The 19,355-nt window shown below is 59.0% G+C and carries 16 protein-coding genes and 4 tRNA genes; 14 read left to right on the forward strand and 6 right to left on the reverse strand.

The features are described from left to right. Positions 1-148: 148 nt before the first annotated feature. Entirely contained in the window at positions 149-1,513 is a 1,365-nt protein-coding gene (gene rmuC, locus CKW20_RS04615) for a DNA recombination protein RmuC (RefSeq protein ID WP_167344813.1), read from the forward strand. A gap of 187 nt (positions 1,514-1,700) precedes the next feature. Here rmuC and CKW20_RS04620 read toward each other — a convergent pair whose 3' ends face one another. Continuing rightward, the gene (locus tag CKW20_RS04620; protein WP_095051852.1) at positions 1,701-5,171 is read right to left on the reverse strand and encodes a PAS domain-containing hybrid sensor histidine kinase/response regulator; all 3,471 of its coding nucleotides are present in this window, start codon (positions 5,169-5,171) and stop codon (positions 1,701-1,703) included. A 223-nt stretch (positions 5,172-5,394) separates the two neighbouring features. After that, a complete protein-coding gene (locus tag CKW20_RS04625) occupies positions 5,395-5,934 on the reverse strand; it encodes a TetR/AcrR family transcriptional regulator (RefSeq protein ID WP_095051853.1) in 540 nt (179 codons plus the stop codon). A 91-nt stretch (positions 5,935-6,025) separates the two neighbouring features. Here CKW20_RS04625 and CKW20_RS04630 point away from each other — a divergent pair, with 91 nt between their 5' ends. The 4 genes from CKW20_RS04630 to CKW20_RS04645 all read left to right on the forward strand — a co-directional run bounded on the left by CKW20_RS04630 (position 6,026) and on the right by CKW20_RS04645 (position 10,816). Then, on the forward strand, positions 6,026-7,219 hold the full coding sequence (locus CKW20_RS04630; RefSeq protein WP_095051854.1) for an MFS transporter: 1,194 nt from the start codon (positions 6,026-6,028) through the stop codon (positions 7,217-7,219). Positions 7,220-7,261: 42 nt separating this feature from the next. After that, the gene (locus CKW20_RS04635) at positions 7,262-7,573 is read left to right on the forward strand and encodes a cupin (protein ID WP_095051855.1); all 312 of its coding nucleotides are present in this window, start codon (positions 7,262-7,264) and stop codon (positions 7,571-7,573) included. Between the two features lie 104 nt (positions 7,574-7,677). Next, positions 7,678-8,829 (forward strand): TDT family transporter, encoded by a 1,152-nt coding sequence (locus tag CKW20_RS04640; RefSeq protein WP_095051856.1) that lies wholly within the window; start codon positions 7,678-7,680, stop codon positions 8,827-8,829. 112 nt (positions 8,830-8,941) lie between these two features. Continuing rightward, entirely contained in the window at positions 8,942-10,816 is a 1,875-nt protein-coding gene (locus CKW20_RS04645) for an MFS transporter (protein ID WP_095051857.1), read from the forward strand. Between the two features lie 122 nt (positions 10,817-10,938). Here CKW20_RS04645 and sugE read toward each other — a convergent pair whose 3' ends face one another. Then, on the reverse strand, positions 10,939-11,253 hold the full coding sequence (gene sugE / locus CKW20_RS04650) for a quaternary ammonium compound efflux SMR transporter SugE (protein WP_010456757.1): 315 nt from the start codon (positions 11,251-11,253) through the stop codon (positions 10,939-10,941). Between the two features lie 152 nt (positions 11,254-11,405). Next, a complete protein-coding gene (rdgC, locus tag CKW20_RS04655) occupies positions 11,406-12,326 on the reverse strand; it encodes a recombination-associated protein RdgC (RefSeq protein WP_052967943.1) in 921 nt (306 codons plus the stop codon). Positions 12,327-12,486: 160 nt separating this feature from the next. Here rdgC and CKW20_RS04660 point away from each other — a divergent pair. From CKW20_RS04660 to CKW20_RS04675, 4 genes are all read left to right on the forward strand, one after another. Next, positions 12,487-12,562, forward strand: a tRNA-Val gene (locus CKW20_RS04660). A gap of 18 nt (positions 12,563-12,580) precedes the next feature. After that, a tRNA-Asp gene (locus CKW20_RS04665) sits at positions 12,581-12,657 on the forward strand. 198 nt (positions 12,658-12,855) lie between these two features. Further along, positions 12,856-12,931, forward strand: a tRNA-Val gene (locus tag CKW20_RS04670). A 19-nt stretch (positions 12,932-12,950) separates the two neighbouring features. Further along, positions 12,951-13,027: transfer RNA gene (locus tag CKW20_RS04675), tRNA-Asp, on the forward strand. A gap of 215 nt (positions 13,028-13,242) precedes the next feature. Here the strand turns inward: CKW20_RS04675 and CKW20_RS04680 are convergent. Then, positions 13,243-14,379: a catalase family protein gene (locus CKW20_RS04680; RefSeq protein ID WP_095051858.1), complete on the reverse strand. Its 1,137-nt coding sequence runs from the start codon at positions 14,377-14,379 to the stop codon at positions 13,243-13,245. A 3-nt stretch (positions 14,380-14,382) separates the two neighbouring features. Beyond that, positions 14,383-16,215 (reverse strand): di-heme-cytochrome C peroxidase, encoded by a 1,833-nt coding sequence (locus CKW20_RS04685; protein WP_095051859.1) that lies wholly within the window; start codon positions 16,213-16,215, stop codon positions 14,383-14,385. A 269-nt stretch (positions 16,216-16,484) separates the two neighbouring features. Between CKW20_RS04685 and CKW20_RS04690 the strand changes: the two genes are divergently transcribed. The 5 genes from CKW20_RS04690 to CKW20_RS04710 all read left to right on the forward strand — a co-directional run bounded on the left by CKW20_RS04690 (position 16,485) and on the right by CKW20_RS04710 (position 19,182). Continuing rightward, the gene (locus CKW20_RS04690; RefSeq protein ID WP_095051860.1) at positions 16,485-17,198 is read left to right on the forward strand and encodes an FKBP-type peptidyl-prolyl cis-trans isomerase; all 714 of its coding nucleotides are present in this window, start codon (positions 16,485-16,487) and stop codon (positions 17,196-17,198) included. 295 nt (positions 17,199-17,493) lie between these two features. Continuing rightward, complete coding sequence (locus CKW20_RS04695; protein WP_007898895.1) at positions 17,494-17,949, forward strand: YkvA family protein; 456 nt, start codon at positions 17,494-17,496, stop codon at positions 17,947-17,949. A 115-nt stretch (positions 17,950-18,064) separates the two neighbouring features. Continuing rightward, positions 18,065-18,406, forward strand: a complete 342-nt coding sequence (locus tag CKW20_RS04700) for a helix-turn-helix domain-containing protein (RefSeq protein WP_095052259.1) — start codon at positions 18,065-18,067, stop codon at positions 18,404-18,406. Continuing rightward, complete coding sequence (locus tag CKW20_RS04705) at positions 18,403-18,774, forward strand: hypothetical protein (protein WP_007898892.1); 372 nt, start codon at positions 18,403-18,405, stop codon at positions 18,772-18,774. Before CKW20_RS04700 ends, CKW20_RS04705 begins: the two co-directional genes overlap by 4 nt. Continuing rightward, complete coding sequence (locus CKW20_RS04710; protein WP_095051861.1) at positions 18,775-19,182, forward strand: tetratricopeptide repeat protein; 408 nt, start codon at positions 18,775-18,777, stop codon at positions 19,180-19,182. Positions 19,183-19,355 lie beyond the last annotated feature (173 nt).

The following is a 19,355-nucleotide window of genomic DNA, read 5'->3' on the forward strand; positions in this document are numbered from 1 at the left end:
ACCTTCACGCTTTATCTAATCGGCAGGAGTGGCTATGGCGATGGACTTGACCAGCGCATTGCTGGGTCTGGCGGGCGCAGCACTGCCGTTACTGGTACTGGCCTGGCAACTTCAGCGTCGGGCAAGTTCGGGGCAGGCCGAGCTGGCGCTGCTGGAAGAGCGCCTCGCCATCGCCCAGCTGACGCAGGACGGCTTGAATGCCCAGCTTGACACCTGCCGAGATGAAATCGCTGACCTGAGCCAGGCCAATTCCGCCAAACAGGCCGATCTGGCCGCTGTGCGCCGTGAAGTCGAACTGCTGCAGATCGAACGCGACGATGCCCGCGACGCGGCCCACGCCTGGAATATCGAGCGCGCAGGCAAAGAGGCTGAGTTGCGTCGCCTCGACGCTCAGGCAGCCTCTCTTAACGCCGAACTGCGTGAGCAGCAGGAAAGCCATCAGCAGCGCCTCAACGACCTGCAAGGCTCCCGAGACGAGCTGCGTGCGCAATTCGCCGAGCTGGCGGGCAAGATCTTCGATGAGCGTGAGCAACGCTTTGCCGAAACCAGCCAACAACGTTTGGGGCAGTTGCTCGATCCGTTGAAGGAACGGATCCAGTCGTTCGAAAAACGCGTCGAGGAAAGCTATCAGGCCGAAGCCCGCGAGCGTTTTTCCCTGGCTAAGGAACTGGAGCGGCTGCAACAACTGAACCTGCGCCTGAGCGACGAAGCCACCAACCTGACGCGCGCCTTGAAAGGGCAGAAAACCCAAGGCAACTGGGGTGAACTGATTCTCGAACGGGTGCTTGAGCATGCGGGCCTGGAGAAGGGGCGTGAGTACCAGACCCAGGTCAATCTCAAAGGGCCGGACGGTGAGCGTTTCCAGCCGGATGTGATTATCTACCTGCCCGGCGACAAGCAGGTCGTGGTCGATTCCAAAGTCAGCCTCACGGCTTATCAGCAATATGTGGCCGCCGAGGACGATGCCATCGGCCAGATCGCGATCAAGCAGCATGTGCTGTCCCTGCGCAGTCACGTCAAAGGCTTGGCCGGCAAGGACTACAAGCGGCTCGACGGCTTGCACAGCCTGGATTTCGTTCTGCTTTTCGTCCCGATTGAAGCGGCGTTTTCTGCGGCGTTGCAGGCTGAGCCGACGCTGTTTCAGGAGGCATTCGACCGCAATATCGTGATCGTCAGCCCGACCACGTTGCTGGCCACCTTGCGCGTCATCGACAGCCTGTGGAAGCAGGAGCGCCAGAGCCAGAACGCCCGGGAAATCGCCGAGCGCGCCGGTTGGCTGTACGACAAGTTCGTGTTGTTCATTCAGGATCTGGATGAAGTCGGCAATCGCCTGCAGCAACTGGACAAGGCCTACAGCTCTGCACGCAATAAGCTGACAGAAGGCCGCGGCAACCTGGTCAGCCGCAGCGAGCAGCTCAAACTGCTTGGGGCACGGGCCAGCAAGAGCTTACCGGCGGACCTGCTGGAGCGGGCGATGACGGATGTCGATGGCTTGGCCGAGTTGCCGGAGTAGGCCTCTGGTTTCCAATGATATTTGTGGCGAGGGGGCTTGCTGTGGCGAGGGAGCTTGCTCCCGTTGGGCTGCGTAGCAGCCCCCCGTTTCCCGTAACGCAATCCGCGTTTCGTGTTTTGCGACTGCTTCGCAGCCGAGCGGGAGCAAGCTCCCTCGCCACAGGTTTTGCGTTGACCCGGAGGTCGCTTTACAACGGCAAATGCCGACTCAACAACGCCCGCAACGCCGCCGGTTTCACTGGTTTGGCCAGGTAATCCAGGCCCGCTGCATGCACTTGGGCCACCGTCTCCGGCCGTCCATCGGCACTGATCACCACCCCTGGCACAGGCTCGCCCAGTTGCGTGCGCAACCATGCCATCAACTCGGTTCCGGTCTCGCCATCGTCCAGGTGGTAATCCACCAGCGCCAATTGCGGACGCATCCCATCGCCGAGCAGCGTCGCGCATTCATCACGGTTGCGCGCGGTCCAGACTTGGCAACCCCAGCGCGTGAGCAAGCTGTTCATGCCGATCAGGATGCTGTCTTCGTTGTCGATACACAGCACCTGCGCGCCGCTGAGCAAATGGCCATTCAGTTCGGCGACTTTGGCTGGCATCGCGGCTTGGACGCGAGCCAGCGGCACGCTGACACTGAACACGCTGCCGCGCCCCGGCCAGGAACGCACGCGCAAGGTGTGACCCAACACGCGACACAGCCCATCGGCAATCGCCAGGCCCAGACCCAGGCCTTTCTCGGCCCGAGTCTGGTGGCTGTCGAGGCGTTTGAACTCTTCGAAAATCACCCGCTGTTTGTTTTCCGGAATGCCCGGCCCACGGTCCCAGACCTCAAGGCACAGCTCACCGTTGCGCCGCCGAACGCCGAGCAGCACCGGCCCTTTGGCATAGCGGAAGGCATTGGTCAGAAAGTTCTGCAAAATCCGCCGAAGCAGCTTGATGTCGCTGTCGACCCGTAACGCGCTGCCCCGGACACGGAATTTCAAGCCCTGTTCTTGCGCCAGAGCCTTGAACTCGGCGCCCAATGTACGGAACAACTCATTGAGTTCGAAGGGCTTGCGATCAGGGTTGATCTTGCCGTTTTCCAGGCGGGAAATGTCCAGCAGGTCGCTGATCAGGTCCTCGGCCGAGCGTAGCGAACTGTCCAGGTGATGAACCAGTTTCTGCGCCTCACTGGATAAACTGTCTTCCTGATGAGAGAGGGCGGCAGAGAACAGCCGCGCGGCGTTCAGCGGTTGCATCAGGTCATGGCTGACGGCGGCCAGGAAACGGGTTTTCGACTGGTTGGCCGATTCGGCGGTGCCCTTGGCTTCGGTCAAGGCAAGGTTGAGTTGCGACAGTTCGTGGGTCCGTTCGGTGACCCGTTGCTCGAGGCCTTCGTTGGCTTCTTTCAGCGCTTGCTCGGCTTCGCGGAACGCGGTGATGTCGGTAAAACTCATGACGAAACCGCCGCCGGGCATCGGGTTACCGATCAGCTCGATCACTCGACCATTGGGAAACAACCGCTCGGAGGTATGGGCCCGGCCCTGACGCATCCAGTGCAAGCGACGGGCGACATGCACCTCCGCTTCGCCGGACCCGCACAGACCGCGCTCGGCGTTGTAGCGAATGATGTCGGCAATCGGCCGGCCAACGCTGATCAAACCGTCGGGGTAGTTGAACAGCTCAAGGTAGCGCCGGTTCCAGGCCACCAGTTTCAGCGACTGGTCGACCACGCTGATGCCCTGGGTGATGTTCTCGATGGCGCCTTGCAGCAGGGCGCGGTTGAACTGCAGCACTTCCGAGGTTTCGTCAGCGATCCGCACGACATCCTCGAGTTGCATTTCCCGACCTTCGATGGCGGCCTTTACCACCGCCCGAGTCGAAGATGCGCCGAGTACACCGGCCAGCAAGCGTTCGGTATGGGCGATCCATTCACCGTCCGCGTTCAGGTTCGGGTTGAAGCCTTTGCCCTGACGGTAGGCGAAACGGATGAAGCTCTGACGAGCCCGTTCTTCGCCGACAAAACGGGCGGCCAGTTGCAGCAAGTCGTCGATTTGTACCGCCAGCATCGAACGGGCGTTGGGGCGGGCGCTGATTTCCTGGCCGATGAAGCGGCCGGCCTGCCAGTGCTCCGACACCCGTGTGCGTGACAGCACCGAGACCCAGGCGAACAAGGTGAAGTTGCCCGCCAGGGACAGCACCACGCCTTGAGTCAGCGGGGTGATCGGCAGGTTCAACGGGTTGCCTTGCAGCCAGGCCAGACCCGGAAAACTGCTCAGGGGCAAGCCGAGACCGTTGGCGGCGATGGGCAACACCAACGTGTAGAACCAGAGGAATGTACCGGCGGCCAGCCCAGCGAACACCCCACGGCGGTTAGCCTGTTTCCAGTACAGCGCGCCAAGCATGGCCGGGGCTAGTTGGGTGACGGCGGCGAAAGCGATCTGGCCGATGGTTGCCAGGCTCGCGGTGGAGCCCAGCAGTCGATAACTGACGTAGGCCAGCAGCAGGATGACCACAATGCTCACCCGACGCGCCGAAAGCATCCACTGGCGGAACACTTCGAATGGTCGCTCGGCGTTGTTGCGCCGCAGTAACCACGGCAGCAGCAAGTCGTTGGAGAGCATGGTCGACAGCGCCACGCTGGCCACGATCACCATGCCGGTCGCCGCCGAAGCACCGCCGATAAACGCAAGCATCGCCAGGCCAGGGTGGGATTGGGCCAGAGGCAGGCTGATGACGAATGAATCCGGCAGTACCGAACTGGGCAGCAACATCTGGCCGGCCAGTGCGATCGGCACCACAAACAACGCTGCCAGCGCCAGATAAGCCGGGAACACCCACTTGGCCAGGCGCAGATCCTGGGGGTCGATATTTTCCACCACGGTTACGTGGAACTGCCGGGGCAGGCAGATGATCGCCATCATCGCCACGCCGGTTTGCACCACCATGGACGGCCAGTTGATGGTTTCTTTCCAGTACGCTTCGAGGCGCGGGGCGAGCATGGCCTGGTCGAACAGGTCGTCGAAACCGTCGTACAAGCCGTAGGTCACGAACGCGCCGACCGCGAGAAAAGCGAACAGCTTGACCAGCGACTCAAAGGCAATTGCCAGCACCATGCCGCGGTGGTGTTCCGTGGCGTCGAGGTTGCGGGTACCGAAAACGATGGTGAACAGCGCCAGTACCAAGGATACGATCAGCGCCGTGTCCTGCGCGCGGGTGCCCATGGCATCGGCACCCGCGCCGATCAGCAGGTTCACGCCCAGCACGATGCCCTTGAGCTGCAAGGCGATGTAGGGCAACACGCCGACCAGACAGATCAGCGCCACCACCACCGCCAGCGATTGGGATTTGCCGTAACGGGCGGCGATGAAGTCGGCGATGGAGGTGATGTTTTCCTGCTTGCTGATCATCACCATTTTTTGCAGAACCCACGGCGCGCATACCAGCAGCAGGATCGGCCCGAGGTAGATCGGCAGGAATGACCAGAGTTGTTCGGCCGCCTGGCCCACGGCACCAAAGAATGTCCAGCTAGTGCAATAAACGGCCAGCGACAGGCTGTACACCCAGGCACGCACCCGTGGCGGCAACGGCGTGCTGCGACGGTCGCCGTAAAAGGCGATAGCGAACAGGATGGCCATATAGGCCAGGGCGACGGTGGCGATCAGCCCGATGGACAGCGACATGGGAACTCCAGGCAAAAGACATCCGGGACTCCGCCCGGTCAGGACAGTCTCGCATGACCGCATGAGTTAGTCAGTGTCGACCAAGGTCGTGGCGTGGTGGGGTGTCGCAGGTTGAGAGTCAGTTGGATTTTTGGTGTATTTTCGGGCCTCTTCGCGGGCAAGCCTCGCTCCTACAAAGGTTACGCAATACCTGTAGGAGCGAGGCTTGCCCGCGAAGGCGGCGTTACTGACTCAACGCAATATCAATCAACCGATGCAACTCTTCAACCTCCAGCACCTGCGCCGCAAACAGGATGCGAAACACCGTCGGCGCCACCACCATATTGATCAGTCGATCGACACTCGGCTTCGGCTGCCCGGGATAGCGATCCAGAATCGTCTGCAACTGCCCGCCAATGATCGTCACGCAATAGCCCGGCGTGGCGCTGGATTGCACGTCACGCATCATGTTGCGCCCGGGCTCGGAACTCATTTCGTCCAGATACTGCTCCGCCCAGGCCCGCACGTCACCGCGCAGGCTGCCGGTATTGGCCGGTTCGCTGTCGGGGCGCATGCGGGCGAGGGCGACGTCGGCCAGTAGCGCCGACAGATCACCCCAGCGCCGGTAAATGGTCGACGGCGTCACCCCGGCCCGGGCAGCGATTTGCGGCACGGTCACGCTCGCGCGATCCTGTTCTTCGAGGAGCGCGCGGACTGCCGAATGAATCGACTCTTGCACCCTGGCGCTGCGGCCACCAGGACGTAAACCTTCTTTAATAGCCATACGGCGGACCTTAACACAAAGAATTTGCTTTAAGCGTTTACCAGTAGCACACTCCGCAAAAGCAAAAAGTTAGCTTTTGCGGAGTGTGCTTATGTCCCGTCTAACGTCAAACCGTTCCAGCCTGTGGTTTCTGGCGATCACCTTACTCAGTTTTCTCGCCGCTTCCACCGCGCCAACGCCGTTGTATCACTTGTATCAAGAACACCTGCAGTTCTCGGCAGCGACCCTGACCCTGATTTTCGGCGTCTACGCCCTCAGCTTGCTGGCGGCGTTGCTCACGGTCGGTTCGCTTTCGGATTATCTGGGGCGCAAACCGGTGATTTTTACCGCCGTATTGCTGAACATGCTGGCGATGTTGCTGTTTATCAACGCCGACAGCGTTGCCTGGCTGATCAGTGCGCGGGTCCTGCAGGGTTTTGCCACGGGCATGGCCACCGCCGTTTTAAGTGCGGCGCTGCTGGACACCGACCGTCAGCAAGGGCCGATGGTCAACAGCGTTGCGCCGTTGCTGGGCATGGCGCTGGGTGCCATGGGCTGCGGCGTGTTGGCCGAGTTTGCGCCGCTGCCGCTGCAATTGACCTATTGGGTGCTGTTCGCGCTGTTTGTGATGCAAGCGCTGTACGTCTGGCGCCTGCCGGAAAGCGTCACACGGCAATCGGGTGCCTGGGCCTCGCTGCGCCCGACCTTGCATGTGCCGATTCAGGCGCGGCGTATGCTGTGGCGGGTGCTGCCGATAGATCTAGCGGTTTGGGCGCTCGGTGGTTTTTTCGCTTCCCTGGCGCCGTCTCTGGTGCGGACCGCCACTGGGTCCACCTCGAATCTGATTGGCGGGGCTACGGTGGCCGTGTTGACAGTGACCGGTGCATTGATGATCTACACCTTGCGCAATCGGCCGGCCGACAAAGTCTTGCTGTTGGGCGCGAGTCTGCTGCCTGCGGGCGTTGCGCTGATTCTGCTGGCGGTACACAGCGCCAGCCTGCCGTTGTTTTTCTTCGGCACCCTGGTGGCGGGCGGCGGTTTTGGAGCGGGTTTCCTGGGTGCCTTGCGAAGCATCGTGCCGCTGGCCTTGCCTCATGAGCGGGCGGGTTTGATGTCGGCGTTTTACGCGCTCAGTTACCTGGCGTTCTGCTTGCCGTCGTTGCTGGCTGGCGGTCTGACGCGGACCTTTGGCCTGGTGGCAACCACCGATGGTTATGGCGCGGTGCTGATCATTCTGTCGCTTGGTGCGCTGGTCGGGTTGATGCGTGTGCAGACTGTCAAAGTCTGTGGCATCGATGTTCTATGACCGTTAGCCTTGGCACCGCCATTCATTTCGAAGGACCGCCCCATGAAGATTATCCGCAGCCAATCCTTCACCGCCGATCGTGCCTGGGGCGCTTTGGATATCGCCAACATGAACGGCATCACCACCCGCTTGCACTGGACCGATCAGCCCTATAAATGGCACATCAACGACGGTCAGGAAGTGTTCGTGGTACTCGATGGGCAGGTGCAGATGCGTTATCGCGAAGAAGGCCTGGAAAAGGAAACGCTACTCGAAGTCGGCGATATATTTTATGCCTCAGTGGGCACCGAGCATGTGGCTCATCCGTTGGGTGTGGCAAGAATATTGGTGATCGAATCTGAAGGCAGTGTCTGATTAGTTATCTATAAAGCAGATAACATTTAGAGATATTACCCGTTATATCGATATTCGATTCGGATCTACCATGAGCTCCACCTCACGAGAGGACAGGAGTCACCATGACCTGCACCCATAGCGTTAAACCCGGTATCAAACCGCTCAGTCATTTGCAGCACCCTCGAGAGGCCATCCGCCAATTCACCCCCAACTGGTTCGCGGCGACCATGGGCACGGGTGTATTGGCGCTGGCGCTTGCGCAATTGCCGGTGTCGAATCCCGGTCTGCATGCCTTTGCCGAAGGGGTGTGGCTGTTCAATATTGTCCTTTTTGTTTTGTTCACGGCCATGTATGCCGCGCGTTGGGTCATGTTCTTCGACGAGGCGCGGCGGATTTTTGGCCACTCCACGGTTTCGATGTTTTTCGGCACCATTCCCATGGGGCTTGCGACCATCATCAATGGCTTTCTGCTGTTCGGTCTGCCGCGCTGGGGTGACGGTGTGATTCATCTTGCCGAAGTGCTGTGGTGGCTGGATGTGGCGATGTCGCTGGCCTGCGGCGTATTGATTCCCTACATGATGTTCACTCGTCAGGAGCACAGCATCGACCAGATGACCGCCGTCTGGCTGTTGCCGGTGGTGGCGGCGGAAGTGGCGGCTGTCAGCGGCGGCTTGCTGGCGCCGCACTTGGTCGATGCTCATTCACAACTGGTGGTGTTGGTGACCAGCTACGTGCTCTGGGCGTTTTCCCTGCCGGTGGCGTTCAGCATTCTGACTATCCTGTTATTGCGTATGGCGTTGCATAAATTGCCCCACGAAAACATGGCCGCCTCGAGTTGGCTGGCCCTTGGGCCGATTGGCACCGGTGCGCTGGGAATGTTGTTGTTGGGAGCCGACGCGCCGCTGATTTTTGCCGCCAACGGTTTGACGGGTATCGGTGAAATTGCTGCGGGGCTTGGCCTGGTGGCCGGCATCACACTCTGGGGCTTCGGGTTCTGGTGGATGCTAATGGCGCTGCTGATCACCGTGCGTTACTTGCGCGCCGGCATTCCGTTCAACCTCGGCTGGTGGGGCTTCACTTTCCCGCTGGGGGTCTACTCCCTGGCTACGCTGAAACTGGCCAGCACCTTGAACCTGACGTTTTTCAGTGTCTTTGGTTGCGTGTTGGTGGCGTTACTGGCGGTGATGTGGCTGATCGTCGCCAAACGTACGGGGCAGGGCGCGTGGCGGGGTGAGTTGTTTGTTTCGCCGTGCATTGCAGGATTAAAGAAATAACCGGCAAAGATTGGGTAATCTGTGGCCTGGATCTACGTTTGATATTCCAATAAAAGTATCCACGCCACTCTCTACCTAACATCAGCTACCCAACATCAGGGACACATGGAAGATGAGTCACCCCTCACAGTTCACCTTGCTTCGCACTCGGCGCTTCCTGCCGTTTTTTATCACGCAGTCGCTCGGGGCGTTCAACGACAACATCTTCAAGCAGTCGCTGATCCTCGCCATTTTGTACAGGCTGACCATCGAGGGTGACCGTTCGATCTGGGTCAACTTGTGTGCGTTGCTGTTTATCCTGCCGTTTTTCCTGTTTTCGGCGCTGGCCGGGCAGTTCGGGGAAAAGTTCGCCAAGGACGCGCTGATCCGTCTGATCAAGCTCGGGGAAGTCGTCATCATGGCGGTGGGCGCGGTCGGTTTCATGTTCGATCACCTGTCGCTGATGCTGGTGGCGCTGTTTGCCATGGGCACCCATTCGGCGCTGTTCGGGCCGGTGAAGTATTCGATCCTGCCGCAGGCCTTGCGCGAAGAAGAACTGGTGGGCGGCAACGGTCTGGTAGAAATGGGCACCTTCCTGGCAATTCTCGCCGGGACGATTGGTGCCGGGATCATGATGTCCGCCAGCAACTATGCGCCGGTGGTGTCCACGGCCATCATCGGTATCGCGGTGCTCGGTTACCTGGCCAGCCGCAGCATTCCCCGAGCCGCGGCGGCATCGCCGGAAATGCGCCTGAACTGGAACATCTTCAGCCAGTCCTGGGCCACCTTGAAACTGGGTCTAGGGCAAACGCCCGCGGTATCGCGTTCGATCGTTGGCAACTCATGGTTCTGGTTTGTCGGGGCGATTTATCTGACGCAGATTCCGGCCTATGCCAAGGAATGGATGCACGGCGACGAGACTGTGGTGACGCTGATTCTGACGGTGTTCTCGGTCGGTATCGCACTGGGTTCGATGCTCTGCGAGAAGCTCTCCGGACGCAAAGTCGAGATCGGTCTGGTGCCGTTCGGCTCATTCGGTCTGACGGTGTTTGGCCTGTTGCTTTGGTGGCATTCCGGCGGGATTCCGGACAGCGTTGCTGGCCATGGATGGATCGAAGTCCTAGGGTTTGGCCACGCCTGGCTGGTGTTGATCGATATCCTCGGGCTCGGAATCTTCGGCGGTTTCTACATCGTGCCGCTGTATGCGCTGATCCAGTCGCGTACCGTCGAGAACGAACGGGCACGGGTGATCGCCGCCAACAACATTCTTAACGCTCTGTTCATGGTGGTGTCGGCGATTGTGTCGATCGTCTTGCTGAGCATCGCCAAGCTGTCGATCCCGCAGCTGTTCCTGGTGGTGTCGCTGCTGAACATCGGCGTCAACGCCTATATCTTCAAAATCGTCCCTGAGTTCAGCATGCGTTTCATGATCTGGCTGCTCGGCCATTCCATGTACCGTGTCGAGCATCGCAATCTGCAGCTGATTCCCGATGAAGGCGCGGCACTGCTGGTTTGCAACCATGTGTCGTTCGTCGATGCCTTGCTGATTGGCGGTGCAGTGCGTCGGCCGATTCGCTTTGTGATGTATTACAAAATCTACAACTTGCCGGTGCTGAACTTCATCTTCCGCACGGCGGGGACGATTCCGATCGCGGGGCGTCAGGAAGATATTCAGATCTACGAAAAAGCCTTCACCCGCATCGCCCAGTATCTGAAGGATGGCGAGCTGGTGTGCATTTTCCCTGAAGGCAAGTTGACCGCCGATGGCGAGATCAACGAGTTCAAGGGCGGGCTGACGCGGATTCTCGAAGAAACGCCGGTGCCGGTGATTCCGCTGGCGTTGCAGGGGTTGTGGGGAAGTTTCTTCAGCCGTGATCCGGACAAGGGCATGTTCCGTCGGCTGTGGTCGCGGGTGACGTTGGTGGCGGGGCCGGCGGTGGCGGTTGAGGTGGCTGAGCCGGCGACATTGCAAGGGTTGGTGGGGGAGTTGCGTGGGGCCGTTAGATAGTTGGTGATCGGGCGGGCCTCTTCTGAGCCTTTCCGTCAACACGGTTTTGTGTTGTGCCATATATTGTGGACACACCACCAATCCCTGTAGGAGCGAGGCTTGCCCGCGAAGACGGTAGAGGCCTAAGCGCTGACCTTGAGCCCAATCAACCCGGCAATGATCAACGCCACACTGGCCAGCCGAAACAACGCCATGGATTCGCCAAACAAAATGATCCCGGCGATTACCGTTCCGACTGCACCCACCCCGGTCCAGATCGCATAGGCCGTGCCCAGCGGTAATTCCTTCATGGCAAGGCCCAGCAGGCCAAGGCTGATCGCCATGGCGGCAACGGTCAGTGCGGTAGGAAGAGGGCGGCTGAAACCGTCGGTGTATTTCAGGCCGACGGCCCAGCCGACTTCGAACAGACCAGCAAAAAACAGAATGATCCAGGACATCAAAGACCTCCATCATTAACCCGAGGATCAAGTTTGCGGCTTAATCCGCCGCCTGCTGAGCAGCGATTTGCCTTTGGAAATCTAATCAATGTGGGAGCTGGCAAGCCAGCTCCCACATTTGATCCGGTTCCTTCATGGGGAACCGGTTGTTTTTAGATACCCTGCGGGGTCTCTTCACCACCCAACGCTTCAACCATCGACGGCAGGAAGTCGCCGAAGGTCAGCATCATTAGCGTGAAGCTGGCGTCTAGTTGACCCAGGGCTTCGTCGCCACCGTCCTGTTCCGCCTGATCTTGCAGCAGGTCTTCGAACTTCAGGCGCTTGACCACCATTTTATCGTCGAGCACGAACGACAGTTTGTCCTGCCAGGCCAGCGACAGTTGAGTGACCACTTTGCCGGTGCTCAGGTGCAGCTGGATTTCTTCGCTGGTCAGGTCCTGACGCTTGCAACGCACGATGCCGCCGTCTTCGTGGGTGTCGCGCAGTTCGCACTCATCCAGCACGAAGAAATCATTCGCGGCTTTCTGGGTGGTGACCCATTCGGTCATGGTGGCGGTCGGCGACATCTTTACCGTCAGCGGACGCACTGGCAGCGAGCCGATCACTTCGCGCAGAGTGGACAGCAGGTCTTCGGCACGTTTCGGGCTAGCCGAGTTAACCAGGATCAGGCCCTGTTTCGGCGCGATGGCGGCGAAGGTCGACGAGCGACGGATAAAGGCGCGGGGCAGGAAAGCCTGGATGATTTCATCCTTGATCTGGTCGCGTTCCTTTTTGTAGACCTTGCGCATTTGTTCGGCTTCGATCTCTTCGACCTTTTCCTTCACCGCGTCACGCACGACGCTGCCCGGCAGAATGCGTTCTTCCTTACGGGCGGCGATCAGCAGGAAGTCGCCGCTGATGTGCACCAGCGGCGCGTCTTCGCCCTTGCCGAACGGGGCGACGAAACCGTAGGTGGTCAACTCCTGGCTTGCACATGGACGCGCCAGTTTGGTGGCCAGTGCAGTTTCCAACGCCTCGGCATCAAAAGGCAGATCTTGGGTCAGGCGATAGATAAGCAGGTTTTTGAACCACATGGGGTGAGTCTCTCCTTTATACAAAGGGGGGCATTATTGTCCTCCGTGTGCCATAGGCCAACCCTTCTCTAAGCCTTTGGAAGGCCTGAGAAAATTAATTAAAAAAGTGCTTGCCAGAGATTGGGTCGCTCCGTAGAATGCGCGCCACACCGAAAGTGAAGGGTGATTAGCTCAGCTGGGAGAGCGTCTGCCTTACAAGCAGAATGTCGGCGGTTCGATCCCGTCATCACCCACCATTCGCTTTAGTGTTACGCGCAGCGGTAGTTCAGTCGGTTAGAATACCGGCCTGTCACGCCGGGGGTCGCGGGTTCGAGTCCCGTCCGCTGCGCCATATTCGGTAACCTGGAACGCTGAACGCCAGGTCACCACGGAAAAGCCCGCTTAGGCGGGCTTTTTTCTGCCTCAAGTTTCACTGTTGTTCCTGTGGGTTGCATCGTTTCACCGGTTTTTAGATTTTTTGAAAAAAACTTCAAATAAATCAACACTTTATAAAAACCTGTGGCATAATGCGCCCCGCAACGAAGGTAAAGGGTGATTAGCTCAGCTGGGAGAGCGTCTGCCTTACAAGCAGAATGTCGGCGGTTCGATCCCGTCATCACCCACCATTTACTTTCAACGCTACGCGCAGCGGTAGTTCAGTCGGTTAGAATACCGGCCTGTCACGCCGGGGGTCGCGGGTTCGAGTCCCGTCCGCTGCGCCATATTCGGTAACCTGGAACACTGAACGCCAGGTCACCACAGAAAGCCCGCTTAATGCGGGCTTTCTGCTGTCTGGGATTTGACTTTGTGCTGGTCTTCCACTGAAAAAGCGACCTGTTCGGGTTGTAGGAGCCAGGCTTGCCGGCGAAGGCGTCCTTAAGAGCGCCTTCGCCGGCAAGTCGAATCGCCGCACCGCTGTCTCCTAGATCTACCTTGCCTATTGTTCAGCGTTGCGACTGTGTCGGTAGTCGCTGACAGCTTCGTAAACGGCTTTGCGCAACCGGTTGATCCCGCCAATCGGCCTATGAGCTTCAAGGCCGAACCATGGGTTGAACGACTGATTGTCACATTGCAGGTTCAGCGCCGGGGTGTCGAAGTCCTGAGCAGGCAGATTGATCCTGGCCACGGTTTCGAAGGGCGCATCGCTTTCGCTCCACTCGATACTGGTGTCTTCGATCGGCATGTACTTGCCTGCATCTTGGCGCTGGATCTGCAAGACGAAACACGCCGGCACTCGATCGGTCGACAACTGCTGGTTCAGCGCGCTGCGCAGGAAGTTCGGCAGGTTTTCATTTTGCGTGGGAAGCACGTAGGCCGGGCAGCTATCAGGATCCGGCATCACCCGGAATTTGGCGTTGGCTTCACCAAACTTGTACGGCGATACCGAAAAGTAGGTGGTCTGCGTCGGGCTTGCCGGGGCAGGGGAAAGCGTCGCCAGCGCAATAAACAGATGGCGAACCTGCCAGGTGCGCGGGTCCCAACCCGGGAAGAACGCCATCACCTTTTTGCCATCAGCCTGAGCGGCCACATTCTGACGATACTCGGCGACATCGCTGACAAAGAAGTTCGGATGGTTGAACATCACGAAATCCTGTTCGCTGCGCCCTTGTCGGTCTCTCAGCAGCTGTTTACCAGGCACATCGAGCAGTTTGATCGCCATGCCCCGGGCATCGCGGATGCTGTCGAACTGCGGATATGCATTGCCATTGGACAGCCGCATTGTCGCCTGCCAGGTTTTGCCGGGTTCGCTGAACACGCCTTGACGTAACTCCGCCGCCAGATCCGGCAGCACCTGAACCTCGGCCTTCACGCAGCCATGAGCCTTGGCATGGGCATCGCGCAGGTAGCGGGTACTTTCACGGTGTTGATCGACGATACGCACGGCGGTCTGGATGATGTCCTGGGTCATTGCCGCTTCGCCTTCCGGAATCAGCTCTTCAGCCGATACCGGGCCGCGATGCTGCCAGGCGGACCAGGCCATGACCAGCGCCCAGCCGAGCAAACCCAGACCCAGCAACCACAGCAGGGTTTTGCCAAGAAAGGCGCCCAGGCGCAACCAGAGAGTGATCAGCATGGGTCAATCCTTTTGACTGAGACGGCGGTCTGGCAATTGCGACTCGAGCGGGCCGCCCAGCACTTTCAGGTATTCCAGCAGCGCCCAGCGTTCCTCCGGTTGCAGCAGGCGACCGATCACGCCATTCCCGCGCTCGCCTGCACGGAACTCGTGACCTCTGTTGTGATTGCCGGTGATCCGCGTGTCGAACACAAAACCATTGGTGAAGGCTTCGGTGCGATACCCCAAATGCTTGGGGTCGTATTCGAAGGTGCCTTTGTAGAATGTGGTCGCGCGTTCATCCTGGGGCGAGAGCAGTTGATAGATGCTCGGTACTGAACCGTTGTGCAAAAACGGCGGCGTAGCCCAGACGCCCGCCAGTGGTCGGGCCTTGTAGCTGCGTAATTCCTGAACCCCGATCGGCAGGCCGAATCCGTCCAGGTTCGGGCGCTCTGCGGGCGTTACATTGGCTTCGCGGTAGGCTTGGTTGCCCACGAAAGCAGTGACGTAAGCCAGTCCCTTGGCCACTGACAACTGGCTCAAATCCAATGGTTCTGTGGGTTTTGGATGCAGTTGTACGTCCAGTTGCGCAAGCTCTGCCGGATCCCACTGCAAGGCCGTCAGGTCGAAGCGATGGTCGGCAATGTTGTTGGCGGCGCCGGGGTCTGTGCCAACCACCTCCACAGGCAGCAATTTCAGATGTTGCACCGGTCTGCCGTCGCTTTGTGTGACGCGAGGTACGTGGCATCCGGCGCAGTTTTCAGCGAACAGTTCGCGGCCTTTTGCGGCCATGGGCTTGTCGATGTTGCCCAACAGGGCCTCCGGCCAGGCAGGCGGTTTGAGTCGTTGCAGCGTTTCTTCGATCCGGTGCAGATCGCGCACCCTGACGCTGGACGGGTAGCGGTCGTCGCCCTTGAGCGGCTGCCCGCTGCTGTCGAAGAAATTCAGCGTGGCGCCCACACCCAAGGCTTCACCGATATTACGGGCCATCGGTTGCTGCGCCGAACCGTTCCATTGCACCCAGTCGAAGGTCCACATCTCCCACAGTTGCGGGTAGTCCACCGGAGCATTGGCCACGCGGTAGTTGGCGGGTGAAATCGCGTCGCCGAAGCTGGCGTTGGCAATACGCCCGAAGGCGTCAGTACGACCAGGGCCTTCTTCGGTGGGGTAGAGGCCGCGATGGGTGTCGTTCCAGGCCACTTTCAAGAAGGTATCGAGGGAGACTTTGAAGTCTTTGCGCAACTGTTGATGCCGGGCATCGTAGTCCTGTCCCAGAACGTTTCGTGCGAAACGTTCGAACTTCCAGGGGTTGTAGTAAGTCGAGGTCAGACTGGCGACCAGTGCTTGTCCGAAACTGCCGCCTCGCAGCGTAGGAACGCTGGACGGCAACACATGCTGTGCCGAACCGCCGTCGATGCGCACGGCCTGGCCATTGAATCGCAATTCGCCGGTGTGGCAGGCGGCACAAGTGATGTCCAGAAACTCGTCCTGACTGCCGGGACTTTGATGACGGGCAAAGCCGACGGGCAGGTTACCAGGGTTGTTCGGCGTGGCTTTCTGGCTTGGGTCGATCAGAAAACCAAAGCGTGCGAGGTATTCAGGAGCGGCGAATCGTTTTTGCGAAAAGGGCAGTTCCAGGGCGTTGAACCAGTCATAGCGCAAGCCTTTGACCTGGGTACCCTGAGGCGTGAAGTAGTAAGCCTGTCGGTCGGCGGCGCTCCATTGCTCCAGGTAATTCACCTGTTGCGCCGGTGACCAGGCCGGCAATTTCGGGTTGGCAACGTAGTACAGCACCACGGCAAGGGACAGCCCCAGCAGTACAGCGATCAGAATCAGCAAGCGGAATATGAGGCGCAAGATAAACATCCTTGTCAGTTTGTAGCTGTCTTATGCCTCAGCTGGCGAGGTGCGGCAAGAGGCCATTACGCCGGAGGCTGTGGGAACCTGCATCCGACGCTGTAAGAGCCAGATGACAGAAGCTTCATCCTTCTAATCCCGAAATGCGTTTAAACACCTGAACTTATCAGACGTTTCCTGCTCTCATGCCGGTAGCCATTGGTCGTGGCCGCCTGATAAGCTCGCGGCTTTACTCGATTGCCCTTTAGGCGCATGAACAAGGAAATAGCATGAAACAGCATCGGTTGGCGGCGGCGGTGGCCCTGGTTGGCCTGGTACTTGCGGGTTGTGATTCGCAGACCAGCGTAGAGCTGAAAACCCCGGCGCAAAAAGCTTCCTACGGCATTGGCCTGAACATGGGCAAAAGCCTGGCTCAAGAAGGCATGGATGACCTGGATTCCAAAGCCGTAGCCCAAGGCATCGAAGATGCCGTCGGCAAGAAAGAACAGAAGCTGAAGGATGAGGAACTGGTTGAAGCCTTCGCAGCATTGCAGAAGCGTGCTGAAGAACGTTTGGCCAAGATGAGCGAAGAGTCGGCCGCTGCCGGCAAGAAATTCCTCGAAGAGAACGGCAAGAAAGCGGGTGTCATCACCACGGCTTCCGGTCTGCAATACGAAGTGGTCAAGAAGGCTGATGGCGCACAGCCCAAGCCGACCGACGTGGTGACTGTTCACTACACCGGTAAACTGACCAACGGCACCGTTTTCGACAGTTCCGTCGAGCGCGGCAGCCCGATCGATCTGCCGGTCAGCGGTGTGATTCCGGGTTGGGTCGAAGGCCTGCAACTGATGCACGTTGGCGAGAAGTACAAACTGTACATCCCTAGCGAACTGGCTTACGGCGCCCAGAGCCCAAGCCCGGCGATCCCAGCCAACTCGGTGCTGGTATTCGACCTGGAGCTGCTGGGCATCAAGGATCCAGCAAAACAAGACGCTCCCCAGTAATTCGCGTCTGCTCTGACAACAACGCCTCGCTTATGCGGGGCGTTGTTGCATCTGACGTTCAGTGGAGTTAAACAAAGCGAACGGATGCGGTACGCTGAAGTCATAGCCAGTGAAGGCGCTCGAGCTAGACGGGCCAGAACGCCAAGTCAATGAAATCTTGGGGTTTTTTTATGTGAGTAAAAAACGCCCGATCTGAGTCAGGCCCTTATGAAACGGGGCTTTCAGCGATGAAATGCAGCTCTGTTCACAAGGTTATCCACAATTTGTGTGGATAACATTTCAGCGGGAGGAACAAATGAAAACGCCCTGGAATTTCGCTCGTTTCCTGCCTCTGGCCGGACGCCTGCTCGCCCGTGGTCGTTTGCCGACCCTGCTGTTCGCGGTTGCCAGCAAAGGTGCCAGCCAGGGTAATCGTCTGGGTAAGCTCAAAGACGATCTGCGCCTGTTACAGGCACTCTGCCTCGCTTACTGGCGTGGCGAATACCGGGCCATCAGCCCGAAAGCACTGGTGTCGGTGGTAGCCGGACTTATGTACTTCCTGAGCCCGGTGGATGCCATCCCGGATTTCATCCCGGTATTCGGCATGCTCGACGACATTGCCGTGCTGGCCTGGTTGATGAAAGTCCTCGATGACGAGCTCAACGCCTTCCGCGCCTGGCGCAAGCGCCAGCTGCCGGAGAAGCTCGCGGTGGTCGAACGCCTGCCCGATACCCCGGAACAATTGCAGCTTCAGGGCCCGAAAAAAAACTGAGCCAATTCAGAATCCTCCATATATTCATACCCCCCCGCGACCTTGGCCGCTGTTAGGATTACACTTCTAAGGAAAAGCGCCGACTCGCTAAGTGTCGTTGTCCTACGGGGTAGTCATGGATATTCAGATAATTACACGCGAAGGCGAACCCGAATATGCGGTTCTGCCATGGGCTCAGTATCAGGCTCTACTGAAAGCAGCAGGCATCAAGCAACAACCACCGCGTGACGCCATAATGCCTCCCGCGGCGGCACCAGATCAGATTCTTCCGGGTCTGGATCAACTACGCAATTTGCGCGAAGGGAAGGGCATCGCCATTGAGGCGCTCGCCCGCACGGTAGGCATCAGCCCGTCATATCTCGCCTTGATCGAAAGCGGTGAGCGTCAACCCGACGCTGCTATTCGCCGCAGCCTCGCCTGGGAATTGACGGTGCCAGGATGGAGGGATGAATCGTGAGCGTACGCATCAGTCGTCAACATTGGGATGGATTGTTGGGGGAGCTGGATCAGGCGCGTCGTCAGCGCCATCTTTTGACTTATCGGGCGTTGCTGGAGCGTTTGCAGCTACCCACGCCGGCCATGCAAACATTGACCGCAGCCCTTGAGCATCTGGCCGCGCTGGATGCCAGAGCCGAGCAGCCGTTGCGCAGCTCGTTGGTGATCAGCCAGGGCGCCAGCCGCTTGCCGCGCACCGGCTTCTTTGAATGTGTCGAGCGCCTCGGGCGCTTTTCCGGACCGTCCGATGGCGTGGCTGCCGCGTCCTGGCATGCCTCGGAGGTGGTACGAGTATTCGAATACGAGTACCCCGAGTCGGCGGAAGCCTGAGTGTTTCTACGACTCAAGGCGCGGGTCAGTTACTGGCTGGCCCGCCGATTGTTCCACTGGTCATGGTTTGTACGTCAGCCGCGAGGCTGGAGTTGGCTCGAGGGCCAGTTCGCCCGTATGGCGAACCTGGGTGATGTCGGCGCCCAGAGCTTCTACGGCCATATTCTGACCTTTCGCGGCGTCGGTCTTGGGGCTCGCGAGGAAGGTGTGCGATTACTGCGCCTGGCGGCTTTGGCAGGGGATGGGAAGGCGGCGTATCAGGTTGGCGTTATCAGCCTGGCCGGAACGCCGAGCAAGGCGCCGGATCCGGTTGAAGCCGCGCGCTGGTGGGAAATGGCTGCGAAGGCCGGGCATCCGCTGGCTGAGATCAAATTGAAAGAATTGGTGTCTCGTGGTTCGACGGATTAAATAATTATGTGTCTGACAAATTAACGTGGCGAGAGGGCAACCTCTCGCCACGTTTGCGTTTTTTCCTGCTTGTTGATTAGTTGAGTGATCATTACCGAATCGCCCTACATCAACATCATCCTTTCCTGACTTCTTTCCTGATCGTTCCCCCGCAAAGTCTTGCGCGTTTATTG

The organism is Pseudomonas sp. Irchel s3b2, assembly GCF_900187445.1.
Lineage (GTDB): Bacteria > Pseudomonadota > Gammaproteobacteria > Pseudomonadales > Pseudomonadaceae > Aquipseudomonas.